Below are 14,706 nucleotides of genomic sequence, written 5' to 3'. Positions count from 1 at the left end.
CGGGAGAGTAGGTGGCCGCCAACCCCAACAAACAGCACAGCCCCCGGCCCCCCCAAAGAGCCGGGGGCTGCGCGCGTTTAGAGATATAGGGAAGGGCAGGGAGTTGTCAATAGGTGAAGAAAATCTGTAATGCCGAATGGAGTTTATTTGGATTTATTTCGGCTAAGCATATTTTAGTTATAAAAGCTATACTAATGTTATGTATCAATAGCACACAAAAAGATACAAGCGGAGTCATAAGTTAGTCCATAGTTTGAGACCTAGATTATTTAACTAACCGCCAATTAATTCCTCTGGTTTAAGTAAACTGTTTTCCGGTCTACAGCACCAGAGAGTGTCCATAAGCACAAGAGCGGCCACAGGTAGAACCTGTGGCCGCTCTTGTGATAGGTTGTTGGCTCTTTACTTATATGTTGATGAACTTAGGATGTATCAAATTCTCCATTGAGAATATCTCATCCCATTTCGCTTGCGTAATCAGCTTACGTTCGAGTACCGTAATTTCATGGATAGATTTACCCGTATTCAGAGCCTCTTTTGCAATAGATGCTGACTCTTCATATCCTAAAATCGGATTTAAGGAGGTCACGATGCCAATGCTGTTCATGACCATATTTCGGCAGATCTCAACATTGGCTGTAATACCATCAATGCATTTGCTTTGTAAGGTATAGCAGGCATTCTCCAGGAAAGTCAATGAATTGAATAGGCTGTAAGCTATTACAGGTTCCATGACGTTGAGCTGCAACTGACCAGCCTCTGCCGCCATTGTCACTGTCATGTCTGCTCCAATAACATAGTAAGCCGTCTGGTTTACTACTTCAGGGATAACAGGGTTTACCTTACCCGGCATAATAGAAGAGCCGGGCTGCATGCGTGGCAGATTGATTTCATTTAGGCCGGCTCTAGGTCCTGAAGAGAGCAAACGTAAATCGTTGCATATCTTGGATACCTTTACTGCGCAGCGCTTCATTACACCGGATACCTGGACATAAGCTCCTGTGTCGCAGGTTGCCTCAATCAGGTCTTCGGCAAGCACAACTGGTACATCTGATATTTCTCGTAGAATGTCTGTAACCAGTTGTGGGTAACCCTGTGGTGCGTTAATGGAAGTACCTATAGCCGTTGCACCCATGTTAATCTCACAGATCAGCATCTTAACTTCATGCAAGCGTTGGATATCTTCACGGATAGTCGTAGCGTAGCCATGGAACTCAGCTCCTAAGGTCATAGGCACAGCGTCTTGAAGCTGTGTGCGACCCATTTTCAGCACTTCTTTAAACTCCTCTGCCTTACGACCAAATGCCTGCTGTAAAGCCTCAAGACTTTCAATAAAGGCTTGTATCTTCCAATAGAGGGCTAACCGGAACGCTGTTGGGTAAGCATCGTTTGTCGATTGCGAACAGTTAACATGGTTGTTAGGGTGAAGGATATTATAAGTCCCCTTCGCATGGCCCAGGTATTCCAGGCCAATATTGGCAATCACTTCATTCACGTTCATGTTCACAGAAGTGCCGGCACCTCCTTGTATCATATCAGTCACAAACTGATCGAGGTACTCTCCTGCAATCAGTTTATCACTGGCATAAACAATCGCATCCGTTACCTCTTTGTTCAATACCCCACATTTATGGTTAGCAAGGGCAGCTGCTTTTTTTACGTAAGCGAAAGCCTTGATGAAAAGGGGCTCTTTTGAAATAGGTGTACCTGTTATGTGAAAGTTTTCTAGCGCGCGTGTCGTTTGAATTCCATAATAAACTTCATTGGGGATTTCTCTTTCTCCCAGGAAGTCGTGCTCAATCCTTACTTTTTCCATGCTATTTTCTTATAGACAAATTTATTCACTCACCTGTCTGTTGGGGAGCAGCTGAGACGTGTATTTCTATACCCAGATCCTGAGCAACTCCCAGCAAAATGTCGCTGCCATACTTCTTGCTGCAGCGTAGCTTGCCGGTTTGGCTATAGTCTGTGATCAGGCTTTGGTTGATGATCAGTTTAGAAGCGTACTCTCCATACCTTGCAATAACTTCCTGCTGCACCGCTGTCAGCAATTCTTTGCGACGTTCTGTCTCGGGTGTGCGCAATGGCCTTTGGAAGCGATGTTCCGGATAATCGTGACTGATATGGTTGGCCTTGGCTGCGTCTTTGGCCTCCTGCAAAGCATCCTGCAGCAGCCGCTCATTTTTAGGCTTTTTCAGGTTGCCATGTATGCCTCGCGTATGATTCAGCCATTCATGCAGATCCGCATTCGGGTTATTGGCTAGCTCTACCAGTGCCTCATTAGGAATTACAAAATGGGCCGGTTTATTAAATTGTTGCGCCAGGTTTTCCCGGAAGTTATAAAGCCATTTGAGAAGATACTGTTGATAGAAGTTGAGGCGGTATGAATGCTTCAGGCGCAGGTGCGGATTTTCTGACTCTGTATACTTCAGCTGTTCTAACAGAGAATCTTCTTCTTTGAGCCAATGCATACGGCCAAGCTTCTCGATTTCCTGGAGTAGCTTAGACTTTACCTTATGCAGGTATATCACGTCAATAGCTGCGTAGCGGAGCTGATCTTCCGTGAGCGGTCGCTTGTTCCAGTTGCTGGATTGCTGTGATTTGTCAATCTCTTTTCCAAATTCTTCTTTGAGGACAGTTGCCAAAGAGGAGCGCTCATAGTTTAGGATCTTAGCCGCCACATCTGTGTCAACTATACCTTTTACAGAGCACCCCATTTTATCGAGCAACAGGATATCGTTATTCGAATGATGGATGATCTTCGTGATCGTCGGGTTTTCCATCAACTCGAAGAAGGGCTTCAGATCATCAATGTAAAACGGATCTATAATAAAGCACCTTCCTTTGCCATCAGCAATCTGAATCAGGCAAAGGTTAAAACCATAGGTATAGCGGTTCTGATCAAATTCGAGGTCAAGGCCTAGTTCATCGCATTGCTCCAATTGCTGCACGGCCTGACGCAAATCCATATCAGATGCCACCAGCACAATTGCCACGCCGTCTTCTTCTAGAGATAATTTTTCCATTGGCTAAATTTAAACAAGTATTAAGCCATATCCATACGTCACATGCTATTTTTCTTTAGTAGAACGAGCATGCAAAAGCCCCCTTCCGGCAAACCGAAAGGGGGCTTTTGTACTAAGTAAATTATGTATACTACTGAATAGGTCTCTCTTCTGGGATTTCGTCGGCCACACCATCATTTACGGTAGTATCCATAACTGAAGTAGTGTCGGTTTCCATATCCATATCTGCATCCACATCAATATCAGAAGTCTCTACCTCATCAATACGATCATTTTCGGTGGCTGTGTTGTTATCAATACCACAAGCTGTGAAAGCAAAAAAAGCGAATGCTGCGAATGCAAATTTTATTGTCTTTTTCATGATTTTCAATTTTTGTTAAACAAGTAAATTTGTACTTATTTATTCGGTTTATACGGAAAGGTAACCCCAAAGATTAATTTTTTTTGTGAAAATCCCTTTGGATGGTGTGTATTTACTTGTGAAACAGGTTTTTATATGTGCGAAAAGCAAGACCTTAAATAGGGATAGCTGAATGGTTATTATAGAGAGTCAGGTATAAAATAGAATTATATTTATTTGCTGGAACTGAGCCAATCCTGTTTCAGCAGTTATAATCGCTAATGGTTAATAAAAAAGAAGCCTTCCTGCTATTCCAGAAAGGCTCCACTTTAAAATGCTGTGGTAGTTACTGAACTTCAGATAACGACTTCTCTCGTTTGGCTCTGAACTCTGATTTCTCACGCCATGCTGGGTAAGCAGTACCGTTTGCTACCCGGTAACCCACCCGGAAATAGAGCTGTAGATCTTCTACTGCTCCGTCCAGGTTCCAGTCGTCATATACCTCGTCGCTTACTTTGTGGTAGTGCTCTGCTGTGTACTGCTCCTGCTTTTTGGTGATGAAATCTGCCGACTGGTCACGGGCCACTATACCTGACTTTGCATAAAGGGCGGGCACGCCTTGCTTGGCAAACTCAAAATGATCGGAGCGGTAGAAGGAACCTTTCTCAGGAGATGCCTCCGGAACGATCCGACGATTCTGCGTACGGGCCTCTTCTTGCAGTATATCTTCTAAATCAGAGTTGCCATACCCAATCACAATCACATCCTCGGTCGGATGGTAAGGGTTGAGCACATCCATGTTGATGTTGGCCAGAGTCTTAGTAAGGGGGTAGAGTGGGTTAGAGGCATAATACTTAGAGCCCAGTAGACCTTTCTCTTCAGCAGTCACAGCCAGAAATAGAATGGAGCGTTTCGGCTTCTCGGGTAACTGTGTAAAGGCTTTTGCCAGTTCGATGAGTCCGGCTGTGCCGCTGGCATTGTCCATGGCGCCGTTGTAGATCTGGTCGCCCTGTAGTTTCTCATCCTTGCCCAAATGGTCCCAGTGCGCGGTATATACCACATATTCATCTTTTAACTGCGGGTCGGCTCCTTCAAGCTTGGCGATCACGTTCTGAGACTCTACTTTGCGTAACTGATTTTTGATCTTGAAGTTTGCCTGCGCATTCAGGGGAACAGGCTTGAAACCCTTTTGGGCAGCGGCGCTCTTTAGTTTTTCGAAGTTGTTGCCGGAGGCCGTAAAGAGTTCACGGGCCTTGTCCTCCGTTATCCAGGACTCTACTGCCAGGCGGTCCATGTTCTTACCTGTATTGCTGATGTCGAAGTTTTCGCGGCTCCAGCTTCCTGATACTACTTCGTAAGGATAGCCTGCCGGACCCGTTTCGTGGATAATAATGGCAGCGGCGGCGCCCTTCTCGGCAGCGATTTCATATTTGTAGGTCCAGCGGCCATAGTAGGTCATGGCATTACCGCCAAACATGGTGCTGTCCAGCTGTCCCGGGTTGTTCGGGCTAGGTATAGGCGGATCGTTGATGAGCATCACGATCGTCTTGCCTTTTACATCCACTCCCTTATAATCATCCCAGCCGTATTCCGGTGCTACGATGCCATAGCCCACAAACACCAGGTCAGAGTTGTTGACGTTTACATCCTGCACAAAGCGGCGTGACACAGCCACATAGTCATCCGGGAAGGAAAGGTTGACGGTTTTGCCGCCTGCTGTAAAGTTTGCTTGGGGCTGCGCGGTAAAGCCAAACATGGGAACCTTCTGCACAAAAGTGCCATTCGGGTTGCCAGGCTGCAGGCCCAGCTTCTTAAACTCGCGGGTCAGGTAGTTTACTGTAGAGTCCTCGCCGGCAGTGCCGGGACTGCGGCCTTCAAATTCATCAGAGGCAAGCACCTGGATATGCTGCAAGAGGTCGCTGGCGTTAATGCTCTGTTGTGCGGCAAGCAGGCCAGTCGTGTCACTGGCAACTGCAGTGTTGCGGTCGTCATTGTCACTGTCTGCTACCTCTCTGGCGTTTTCGTTACAACCAAAAGCCAGCAGGCTGAGCACAGCCAGACCGATCATATCTTTTTTCATAGGGTTAATTAGGTATGTTAAAGTACTGAAGATAATACTTTTATTCACACGTATAGTTACGGTCGTCTGGATTTCGATCAGGCAGCTACTTCCCAACTGGCTGGAACGCCCTGGTGTAGTGTTCTGATAAGATTGAGGCAGGAGGCGGGATCCTGGTACAGCTGGCACTCCCAGATAACAACGCGTTGCCAGCCAGCTTCCCGGTACAGCTCCTTATAGCGTTCGTCACGCAATTGGTTATTGGTAAACTTTTCCTCCCAGAATCGTAGGTTAGACTTGGGGAATGCCGGTTGGCAGTATGGGCAGCGGTGCCAGAAACAGCCGTGCACGAAAATAGCCAGACGTCGGGAAGGAAAACAGATGTCAGGTTTGCCCGGAGCTTTGCGCCAGTGTACCCGGTAGCCGCGCAGGCCATTATACCAGAGTGTACGCCGAAGTAATAGTTCAGGCTGTGTATCGCGACTTTTGTTGCCGCGCATGTACTTGCTTACCTTCTCTTTGGCTGTGAGTGGTGCGGGGCTCGCTTTATATCTTTTGATTCTTTTTCTAACAGTCAATTCCTGGGAGGGCAATGTTATAAACTTAAACAAATAGTCCTTTCTGAAAGTGCCGGATAATGGTAGGATTCAATTTGATAACTTGAATGCAGGCAGTCAACAAAGCGAAACAGGTAATGACGGAAGGGGTCATTCTTCACTCCCACTTAATATCTGAATTTTATATGCGATACTATTGTGTTGAAAAACAGGTGTATTTGCTTATGCGAATGTATAAAGTTTGATTTGTTGTAAATACTCTTAACTTTGCCTTTACACACAGCCGTAAACATTAGTTATGGATAAATATACCTATATCGCAAATGCGCACGGAGCCTATATTGATGAGCTGTATAAAGCTTATCAGCAGGATCCGGAGTCAGTTGACTTTGGATGGCGCAAATTCTTCGAAGGTTTTGACTTTTCAACAGCCTACAACGAAAACGGTCACGAGGTTGAAGGAGCTCCAGTAGCCGCTCCGGCCAAAGGCACTTCAGCCGGCTTATCAGACAAAGAAGTAGCTGTTCGCAACTTTATATATGCCTACCGTAGCCGCGGTCACCTGCGTTCTAAAACTAACCCGGTACGCGAGCGCAAAGACCGCAAAGCCCTGCTTGACCTGAAAGACTTTGGTCTGTCGGAGGCCGATCTGGATACCGTGTTCCAGGTAGGGGAAGTGATCGGTATCGGACCTGCCAAATTGCGCGACATCGTGGCGACGGTGCAGCAAATTTACGAAGGGCCGATCGGCTTTGAGTACATGTACATCCGCGACCCTGAAGTGCTCAAATGGTTGCAAAACAAAATAGAGAAGGAATTCCCGGCCTTTAACCCGGGTATAGAATACAAAAAGCGCATTCTATCTAAACTGAACGAAGCGGTAGTATTCGAGAACTTCCTTCACACAAAATTCCTGGGTCAGAAGCGTTTCTCGCTGGAAGGTGGCGAAACGACTATACCTGCCCTGGATGCCATCATCGACAAGGCCTCTGATCTGGGTGCCAAAGAAGTGGTGATAGGTATGGCGCACCGTGGTCGACTGAACGTGCTGGCCAACATCATGGGCAAAACCTATGAGCAGATTTTCTCGGAGTTTGAAGGCACTGCCACACCAGACTTGACCATGGGCGATGGTGACGTGAAGTACCACATGGGCTTCTCTTCAGAGGTGGTTACCCCTACATCCGGCAACACGGTTAATCTGAAACTGGCACCAAACCCATCGCACTTAGAGGCGGTGAACCCTGTAGTGGAAGGTTTCGTGCGTGCCAAGATTGATTGCATGTATGAGCGCGATCCGAAGCAGATCGTTCCTATCCTGATTCACGGCGACGCCGCTCTGGCCGGCCAGGGCATTGTGTATGAGGTAACGCAAATGGCGAAGCTGAAAGGCTATCAGACAGGCGGTACCATTCACTTTGTGATCAATAACCAGGTAGGCTTTACGACCGATTTCGAAGATGCCCGTTCTTCTATTTACTGCACAGACGTGGCTAAAATTATCGACGCGCCAGTGCTGCATGTGAATGGCGATGATCCGGAAGCAGTGGTATTTGCCGTGCGTCTGGCCACGGAGTACCGTCAGATGTTCGGCAACGACATCTTCATCGACATGGTCTGCTACCGCCGTCATGGCCACAACGAGGCAGACGAACCGAAGTTCACGCAGCCACACCTGTATAACCTGATTTCGAAGCACCCGAATCCACGTGAGGTATACAATAAGAACCTGATCACCCGCGGTGAAATTGATGCGGAGTTGGCACAGTCGATGGACAAAGAGTTCCGTCAGATGCTACAGGACCGCCTGGACATGGTGAAGCAGAAACCTTTGCCTTACAACTACCAGTCCCTGGAGAAGGAATGGCAGACACTGCGCCGCTCCAAACCGGAAGACTTCAACCAGTCGCCTGAAACAGGTATAGCGCCTGAAGTAGTGGAACGCGTAGGTAAAGCCCTTTCAACGGTGCCACAGGGCTTTAAGCCGCTGAAGCAAATCGAGAAGCTCCTGAAAGACCGTAAAGAGATGTTCTTTGATACGCGTCAGCTGAACTGGGCCGCTGCCGAGTTGCTGGCTTACGGTTCTTTGCTGGTAGAGGGTAAGATTGTGCGCCTAAGCGGACAAGATGTGCAGCGCGGTACGTTCTCGCACCGCCATGCCGTGCTCCGCGATGCCAACACAAGCGCTCCTTATAACAGCTTGAATTATATACAGGACGAGCAGCGCCAACTGGAGATCTACAACTCGCTGCTGTCAGAGTATGGCGTGCTGGGCTTTGAGTTCGGCTACGCAATGGCCAACCCGAGCGCACTCGTTATTTGGGAAGCGCAGTTTGGTGATTTCGCCAACGGAGCACAAGTAATGATCGATCAGTTTGTGGCTGCCACGGAGTCTAAGTGGCAGCGTATGAACGGGGTGGTGATGCTGTTGCCGCACGGTTACGAAGGTCAGGGACCGGAGCACTCCAATGCCCGTCCTGAGCGCTTCCTGCAGCTGGCTGCTGAGTACAACATGTTTGTGACCAACATCACGACCCCAGCCAACTTCTTCCACTTCCTGCGTCGCCAACTGGCATTGCCATTCCGCAAGCCGGCCATCAACATGGCGCCGAAGTCGTTGCTGCGTCATCCGAACGTGGTGTCTCCTATAGAGGAATTCACAAAGGGAGGCTTCCGGGAGGTAATCGGTGATGACTACGCATCGGCCAAGTCAGTGAAGAAAGTACTGCTGTGTACTGGCAAGGTATACTTCGACCTGCTGGAAGAGCAGCAGAAAAACAAGCGCAAGGATGTAGCCATTATCCGTATGGAGCAGCTGGCGCCATTCCCGAAAGTGCAGTTAGAAGCTGAACTGAGTAAGTACAAGAACGCCAATGTATACTGGGTACAGGAGGAGCCGGAAAACATGGGTGGCTGGATGTACGTGCTGCGTGTGATGCGCAACGGCGTGGAAGACCTGGTGGCCCGTAAACCAAGTGCTTCGCCTGCAACCGGGTATAACAAAATACACGGCAAGGAGCAAGCGGAGTTGATTGAACGCGCCTTCGCTATTTAATTCATAATGATTACCCAATAGTGGCGAATGACCAGTGGGCTGTAATTACCCACTAATCATTCGTCATTATTGGGTAATGATTCGTAATTCTTAATTCGTAATTCATAATCGATAGAAAATATGAGCTTAGAAGTTAAAGTGCCTACCGTAGGTGAGTCCATCACTGAGGTGACCATAGCCCAGTGGCTAAAGAAAGACGGCGACCGGGTAGAGATGGATGAGGTGATTGCGGAGCTGGAATCTGACAAAGCCACATTCGAACTGCCAGCAGAAGCCGCAGGCATTTTACGCATCGTTGCGCAGGAAGGCGATACCATTGAGGTGGGTGCCACGATCTGCCGCATCGAGCAAAACGGCGAAGCTGGTGGCGCCCCTGCTGCTCCAGCCGCTAAACAAGAAACTGCTGCACCAACTGCAACTGCCGCTGCCCCGGCTGCACAGGAGTCTGCTCCTGCCGCTGCACAGGGTGCCGGTGAGACAAAAGAGATGCGCGTGCCAACCGTAGGCGAGTCCATCACGGAGGTGACGATTGCCAGCTGGTTGAAAAACGACGGCGACCATGTAGAAATGGATGAGGTAATTGCTGAACTGGAGTCAGACAAGGCGACTTTTGAATTGCCGGCTGAAGCCGCAGGTACGCTGCAGATCGTAGCCCAGCAAGGCGACACGGTAGAGATCGGTGGATTGCTTTGCCGCATTGTGCAGGGTGCAGGTGCCGGCGCTGCTCAGCCAGCCGCTCAACCAAGCGCTCCTGCTGCCCAGCAGGCTTCTCAGCCAGCCGCTGCTGCTCCATCTGGTGCCCAGGCGTATGCTTCCGGCACACCATCACCGGCTGCCGGCAAGATCCTTTCGGAGAAAGGCATCAACCCAGCTGATGTGCAAGGTACAGGCCGCGACGGTCGCATTACGAAAGAAGATGCGATGGGTGCTCAGTCAAGACCTGCTGCACAGCCTGCCGCTGCTCCTGCTGCTAAGCAGGAAACTGCCGCCGCGCCAGCTGCTTCAGGCGAGCGTAACCAGCGCCGCGAGAAGATGAGCTCACTGCGCAAAACAGTTGCCCGCCGCCTGGTACAAGTGAAAAACGAAACGGCCATGCTGACTACCTTCAACGAGGTGGATATGAAGCCGATTATGGACATCCGTGCCAAGTACAAAGATAAGTTCAAAGAGAAACACGAAGTAGGCTTAGGTTTTATGTCCTTCTTCACGAAAGCCTGTACGGTCGCCCTGCAGGAGTGGCCTGCTGTAAATGCACAGATCGATGGCAACGACATGATCTTTAATGATTTCGTGGATGTGTCGATCGCTGTTTCCTCACCAAAAGGTCTGGTAGTGCCGGTTATTCGCAACGCGGAAAGTCTGACACTGGATGGCATTGAAAAAGAAGTAATCCGTCTGGCCAAGAAAGCACGCGATGGGAAGCTTTCAATTGAGGAGATGACAGGCGGTACCTTCACGATCACCAATGGTGGTGTGTTCGGTTCCATGATGTCAACGCCGATCATCAACGCGCCGCAGTCGGCTATACTAGGTATGCACAACATCGTGCAGCGCCCGGTAGCCGTGGACGGACAAGTGGAGATTCGCCCAATGATGTACCTGGCCCTTTCTTACGATCACCGCATCATCGACGGCCGTGAGTCAGTGAGCTTCCTGGTGCGTGTGAAAGAACTGCTCGAAGATCCGATGAGATTGCTTCTTGGCGTATAAAGTAGTTAAGAGTTAAAAGTTATGAGTTAAAAGTTGGTTTAAATGAATGATTAAAATCTTCGTAATTAACTTTTAACTCATAACTCTAAACTTTTAACTATCTAAAACCATGGCTGATAGTATTATAGCTCAAAAATCATTTCAGTTTGCCATTAGGATTACCAAGCTTTATTTATACCTGAAAGACCAAAGACAGGAGTTTATACTCGCTAAGCAATTGGTCAGAAGCGGTACATCGACAGGGGCAAATACAGAAGAAGCTGTAGCCGCGCAATCCAAACCTGATTTTATTCATAAGCTGCATATAGCCCTGAAAGAGGTACGGGAAACAAGCTATTGGTTAAGACTGCTACATGCAGTTAATTTAATTGAAACAGCAGCCTTTGAAAGTATTCACAAAGACTGTATTGAGTTGCAAAAGATGTTAAGTAGCATCATTCTTACTTCGAAAAAGAACAACTCTTAACTCATAACTTTTAACTCTTAACTAGAAAAAAGTGAAATACGATGTAACCGTAATCGGTTCTGGTCCTGGCGGGTATGTGGCGGCTATACGCTGCGCGCAGCTGGGCCTGAAAACCGCTATTATAGAGAAGTACAATGTGCTGGGCGGTACCTGCCTGAACGTGGGCTGTATACCTTCCAAAGCACTCCTTGATTCATCAGAGCATTACCACAACGCGGCGCATACCTTTAAGGAGCACGGCATTGAGCTGAATGACCTGCAGGTGAACATCGAGCAGATGATCAACCGCAAGGCGGGCGTGGTGAAGTCGAATAATGACGGCATCGCCTTCCTGATGAAGAAAAACAAGATCGATACTTACTATGGTATGGGTTCTTTCGTGAACAAGAACACCATCAAAATAGCAGGTATAGACGGCCAGGAGCAGCAGATCGAGACAGACAAAACCATCATCGCGACGGGTTCTAAGCCAACTGCGCTGCCATTCCTGCCAATCGATAAGAAGCGCATTATTACGTCTACAGAAGCTTTGGAACTGAAAGAGGTACCGAAGAAAATGATCGTGATCGGTGGGGGTGTGATTGGTCTGGAACTGGGCTCTGTGTATGCCCGCCTAGGCACTAAAGTACAGGTGGTGGAGTACATGGACTCAATCATCCCGACCATGGACCGTTCGCTCGGTAAAGAGCTGCAGCGTGTGCTCAAGAAAACATTGGGTTTCGAGTTCTTCTTCAACCACAAAGTAACAGGCGCTACCAACGAAGGCGAAACCGTGACTGTGACGGCTGAGAATCCGAAAGGCGAAGTAGTTACGTTTGACGGCGACTACGTGCTGGTTTCGGTGGGCCGCAAGCCTTATACTGAAGGACTGGGTCTGGAGAACGCCGGTGTGCAGATGGGAGAGCGCGGTATGATTGCCGTAAACGACCACCTGGAGACTAACGTGCCGGGCATCTATGCCATTGGTGACGTGGTGCGTGGCGCGATGCTGGCCCACAAAGCCGAAGAAGAAGGCGTGTTTGTGGCAGAGACCATCGTAGGACAGAAGCCGCACATCAACTACAACCTGATTCCGGGTGTGGTGTATACCTGGCCGGAAGTGGCAGGCGTAGGCTATACTGAAGAGCAGCTGAAAGAGCAGGGCCGTGCTTACAAGACCGGTTCGTTCCCGTTCAAAGCATCGGGTCGTGCCAAAGCGTCGATGGACACGGATGGTTTCGTGAAGGTACTGGCTGACAAGGAGACTGACGAAATCCTGGGTATGCACATGATCGGTCCGCGTATAGCCGACCTGATTGCAGAGGCAGTAGTAGCGATGGAATTCCGTGCTTCGGCAGAGGACATTTCCCGTATGAGCCATGCGCACCCAACGTATACAGAAGCCATCAAAGAGGCTTGCCTGGCCGCGACGGAAAACCGCGCCCTGCATATCTAATTAAGAATTAATTATTGAAGCAGAAACAGCATCACTCGAAAAGAGTGGTGCTGTTTTGTTTTATAACTATATAGCGATGATAAACCTATTGTGAGGTTTTACGTTGTATTAAAACATGAAACCTTAAGCCAAATGTAGCTTTGAACGAGCCGCAACCATCTTTCGACAAAGCATTGAAAATCATGATAGGGCTCGGCATCCTGCTGCCATTTTTGGTCGCGAGTTATACCTGCCAGATAATTAGCTCCAGCCTGCTGGAAAAGGTCTTGCTGTTCGGCACCGTTTTCATCCTCGCTTTTCTCATCTACTGGATTGTGGCGCGCACCATCGTGCAGTTTCTGGAAGAATAAAAAATGTAGTCAGGCAACCATTCATGGACTTGCTTCATCTAGAGGGTATAAGCTGATATTCGACTCCAAACTTATACCTTAAAACCATGAAAAAATCATTCCTATTCCTGCTTCTGCTGGCAGTGCCTTTCTTAACTTGGGCACAAACACAAGTAAATGCCTCAGAAATCATCACTAAGATAAACCGTGGCGAGGCTATGACTTATAAAGATGCTGTGATCGTGGGATTGCTGGACTTGACACGCCTGGACAACATGCGCCTCGAGAAAAAAGCAGGCAGTAAGAATAGCACAAAGGAGTATACCAGCACCGTAAAAGTACCCCTGACCTTTGTGAACTGCACTTTCAAAGACGACGTACTGGCCTATTACAATCCGGATAACCAGGATATAAAGCTCCTCAACAAGAAAAACGAAGTGTATAACACCAATTTTGACAAAGCAGTCCGCTTCGAGAACTGCGTGTTTGAAGGATATAGTGCTTTCAAGTACTCGAAGTTCAAAGAAGAGGTATTTTTTGCAGGCAGCAATTTCCGGCACGAGGCAAACTTCAAGTATAGTAAGTTTTCGAAATCAGCCGATTACAGTAATGCGAAGTTTGATGAAGAGGCCAACTTCAAGTATGTGGCATTCCCTGAGGAGACAAGTTTCGGGAATGCTTCTTTCAAAAGAGAGGCGAATTTCAAATATGCCAAGTTCAGTGGAGACGCTGATTTTAAGGCGGCAGACTTTAGGGGTTTAGCTAACTTCAAGTACACCAAAGTGGCTAATAACATGAACTTGCAAAGGGCCATGTTCAGAGGCGATGAGGACTTTAAGTATACAAAAGTCAACAACCGAATGGTCTTTAGCCGAACTGCCAACTAACTGGTTTCCTTGTCGTCGAGCAAGTAGACCAATCTTTCAAATGTTCCGCTCCTTAAGGAGGCAGGTATGGGAGGTAGTTCCAGCCACTGGGTACGCACCTGGTTAACCAGCGCCAAACTCAGTGGTTGTTTATACCTTCGAACCGCCACTTGCACTGCCACAGCTGTTTTGAGGATGTTTGCCTTCACCCTGATCGTATACTGGCTATACCTGGCCGGGTGAAGATGCACGTGCCTTCCTTCGACTACGCCCCAACGCAACACCCACTTGCTCCCGTCAGACAATGTGATTAACCCATAGCTTGACTCCTTATCTGATAGAAATAGCCGGTATGCTTCTGGATCAAAATTGTGGTGCTTTTGCAGGTATAGGATGGTTTCATCTGCAATCAGCTGAGCGGATAACTCACCCAGGTATAGGTCGAGCTGAGAACTGCCTACCGTCTTGAGCTGTGCCCTCAGAAATGCATCCTCCGCCTCTACATTATTCTGTATGAACTGCCGGATGTACCCCAGGTGATGCTTCAAAGGATGAAAGAGGATAGGCTGGGGCAGGTCTGATTGGTGCATAGCTTTTCTACGCAGGTGAGGTATAACAAGTAAATTATTTTCCAAAGCGCAGGCAACCTCTTGCCTGTCCATCTCATCTTTATCATGAACAGGGTAAAATAGTCAGGTATTTAGTTTCGTTTTAACTTAAATAAGGATTAGGGTAATCAGAACTACTCCGAGAATGGATAATCCATTGATAGACAAACTATACCTATCAATCGATATAATCTTCCTGTAGGTATAGTATTTAGAAAACTTAGTACTATATAGCGCACCTTGTTTAGTAAATAC

General features: G+C 48.1%; 12 protein-coding genes. 6 read left to right on the top strand and 6 right to left on the bottom strand.

The genetic code is table 11. The features are described from left to right. Positions 1 to 406: 406 nt before the first annotated feature. The 5 genes from aspA to C8E01_RS20775 form a co-directional block, all read right to left on the bottom strand. Positions 407 to 1,816, bottom strand: coding sequence for an aspartate ammonia-lyase (gene aspA / locus C8E01_RS20795; protein WP_116545384.1), 1,410 nt, complete (start codon positions 1,814 to 1,816; stop codon positions 407 to 409). Between the two features lie 25 nt (positions 1,817 to 1,841). Then, positions 1,842 to 3,026 carry a ribonuclease D gene (locus C8E01_RS20790; protein ID WP_116545383.1) on the bottom strand — a complete coding sequence of 395 codons (1,185 nt, stop codon included), beginning with the start codon at positions 3,024 to 3,026 and terminating at the stop codon, positions 1,842 to 1,844. Between the two features lie 130 nt (positions 3,027 to 3,156). Beyond that, entirely contained in the window at positions 3,157 to 3,387 is a 231-nt protein-coding gene (locus tag C8E01_RS20785; RefSeq protein WP_116545382.1) for a hypothetical protein, read from the bottom strand. Positions 3,388 to 3,712: 325 nt separating this feature from the next. Further along, complete coding sequence (locus C8E01_RS20780) at positions 3,713 to 5,446, bottom strand: M28 family metallopeptidase (protein ID WP_116545381.1); 1,734 nt, start codon at positions 5,444 to 5,446, stop codon at positions 3,713 to 3,715. Between the two features lie 77 nt (positions 5,447 to 5,523). Further along, positions 5,524 to 6,003, bottom strand: coding sequence for a very short patch repair endonuclease (locus tag C8E01_RS20775; protein ID WP_116545380.1), 480 nt, complete (start codon positions 6,001 to 6,003; stop codon positions 5,524 to 5,526). A gap of 277 nt (positions 6,004 to 6,280) precedes the next feature. Between C8E01_RS20775 and C8E01_RS20770 the strand changes: the two genes are divergently transcribed. The 6 genes from C8E01_RS20770 to C8E01_RS20745 all read left to right on the top strand — a co-directional run bounded on the left by C8E01_RS20770 (position 6,281) and on the right by C8E01_RS20745 (position 13,864). After that, entirely contained in the window at positions 6,281 to 9,037 is a 2,757-nt protein-coding gene (locus tag C8E01_RS20770; RefSeq protein ID WP_116545379.1) for a 2-oxoglutarate dehydrogenase E1 component, read from the top strand. A gap of 120 nt (positions 9,038 to 9,157) precedes the next feature. Then, positions 9,158 to 10,747, top strand: coding sequence for a 2-oxoglutarate dehydrogenase complex dihydrolipoyllysine-residue succinyltransferase (odhB, locus tag C8E01_RS20765; RefSeq protein WP_116545378.1), 1,590 nt, complete (start codon positions 9,158 to 9,160; stop codon positions 10,745 to 10,747). 109 nt (positions 10,748 to 10,856) lie between these two features. Then, on the top strand, positions 10,857 to 11,213 hold the full coding sequence (locus C8E01_RS20760) for a four helix bundle protein (RefSeq protein WP_116545377.1): 357 nt from the start codon (positions 10,857 to 10,859) through the stop codon (positions 11,211 to 11,213). A gap of 31 nt (positions 11,214 to 11,244) precedes the next feature. Continuing rightward, positions 11,245 to 12,648, top strand: coding sequence for a dihydrolipoyl dehydrogenase (lpdA, locus tag C8E01_RS20755; RefSeq protein WP_116545376.1), 1,404 nt, complete (start codon positions 11,245 to 11,247; stop codon positions 12,646 to 12,648). 173 nt (positions 12,649 to 12,821) lie between these two features. Then, complete coding sequence (locus C8E01_RS21775; RefSeq protein WP_165820704.1) at positions 12,822 to 12,998, top strand: hypothetical protein; 177 nt, start codon at positions 12,822 to 12,824, stop codon at positions 12,996 to 12,998. An 86-nt stretch (positions 12,999 to 13,084) separates the two neighbouring features. Then, positions 13,085 to 13,864, top strand: coding sequence for a pentapeptide repeat-containing protein (locus C8E01_RS20745; RefSeq protein WP_116545374.1), 780 nt, complete (start codon positions 13,085 to 13,087; stop codon positions 13,862 to 13,864). On the opposite strand, the gene C8E01_RS20740 is transcribed toward C8E01_RS20745, so the two are convergent. Further along, on the bottom strand, positions 13,861 to 14,433 hold the full coding sequence (locus tag C8E01_RS20740) for a hypothetical protein (protein WP_116545385.1): 573 nt from the start codon (positions 14,431 to 14,433) through the stop codon (positions 13,861 to 13,863). The genes C8E01_RS20745 and C8E01_RS20740 overlap by 4 nt on opposite strands. Positions 14,434 to 14,706: the final 273 nt, after the last annotated feature.

Origin of the sequence: Pontibacter virosus (assembly GCF_003096355.1) — a bacterium.
Classification (GTDB): domain Bacteria; phylum Bacteroidota; class Bacteroidia; order Cytophagales; family Hymenobacteraceae; genus Pontibacter; species Pontibacter virosus.
This window is presented reverse-complemented; position numbering and strand designations above follow the sequence as displayed.

Excerpts from the sequence above, each read along its gene's own strand:
- C8E01_RS20760 (WP_116545377.1), top strand. The coding sequence starts at position 10,857 with ATGGCTGATAGTATTATAGCTCAAAAATCATTTCAGTTTGCCATTAGG.
- C8E01_RS20770 (WP_116545379.1), top strand. The coding sequence starts at position 6,281 with ATGGATAAATATACCTATATCGCAAATGCGCACGGAGCCTATATTGAT.
- C8E01_RS20745 (WP_116545374.1), top strand. The coding sequence starts at position 13,085 with ATGAAAAAATCATTCCTATTCCTGCTTCTGCTGGCAGTGCCTTTCTTA.
- aspA (WP_116545384.1), bottom strand. The coding sequence starts at position 1,816 with ATGGAAAAAGTAAGGATTGAGCACGACTTCCTGGGAGAAAGAGAAATC.
- C8E01_RS20790 (WP_116545383.1), bottom strand. The coding sequence starts at position 3,026 with ATGGAAAAATTATCTCTAGAAGAAGACGGCGTGGCAATTGTGCTGGTG.
- odhB (WP_116545378.1), top strand. The coding sequence starts at position 9,158 with ATGAGCTTAGAAGTTAAAGTGCCTACCGTAGGTGAGTCCATCACTGAG.
- C8E01_RS20785 (WP_116545382.1), bottom strand. The coding sequence starts at position 3,387 with ATGAAAAAGACAATAAAATTTGCATTCGCAGCATTCGCTTTTTTTGCT.
- C8E01_RS20740 (WP_116545385.1), bottom strand. The coding sequence starts at position 14,433 with ATGCACCAATCAGACCTGCCCCAGCCTATCCTCTTTCATCCTTTGAAG.
- C8E01_RS20780 (WP_116545381.1), bottom strand. The coding sequence starts at position 5,446 with ATGAAAAAAGATATGATCGGTCTGGCTGTGCTCAGCCTGCTGGCTTTT.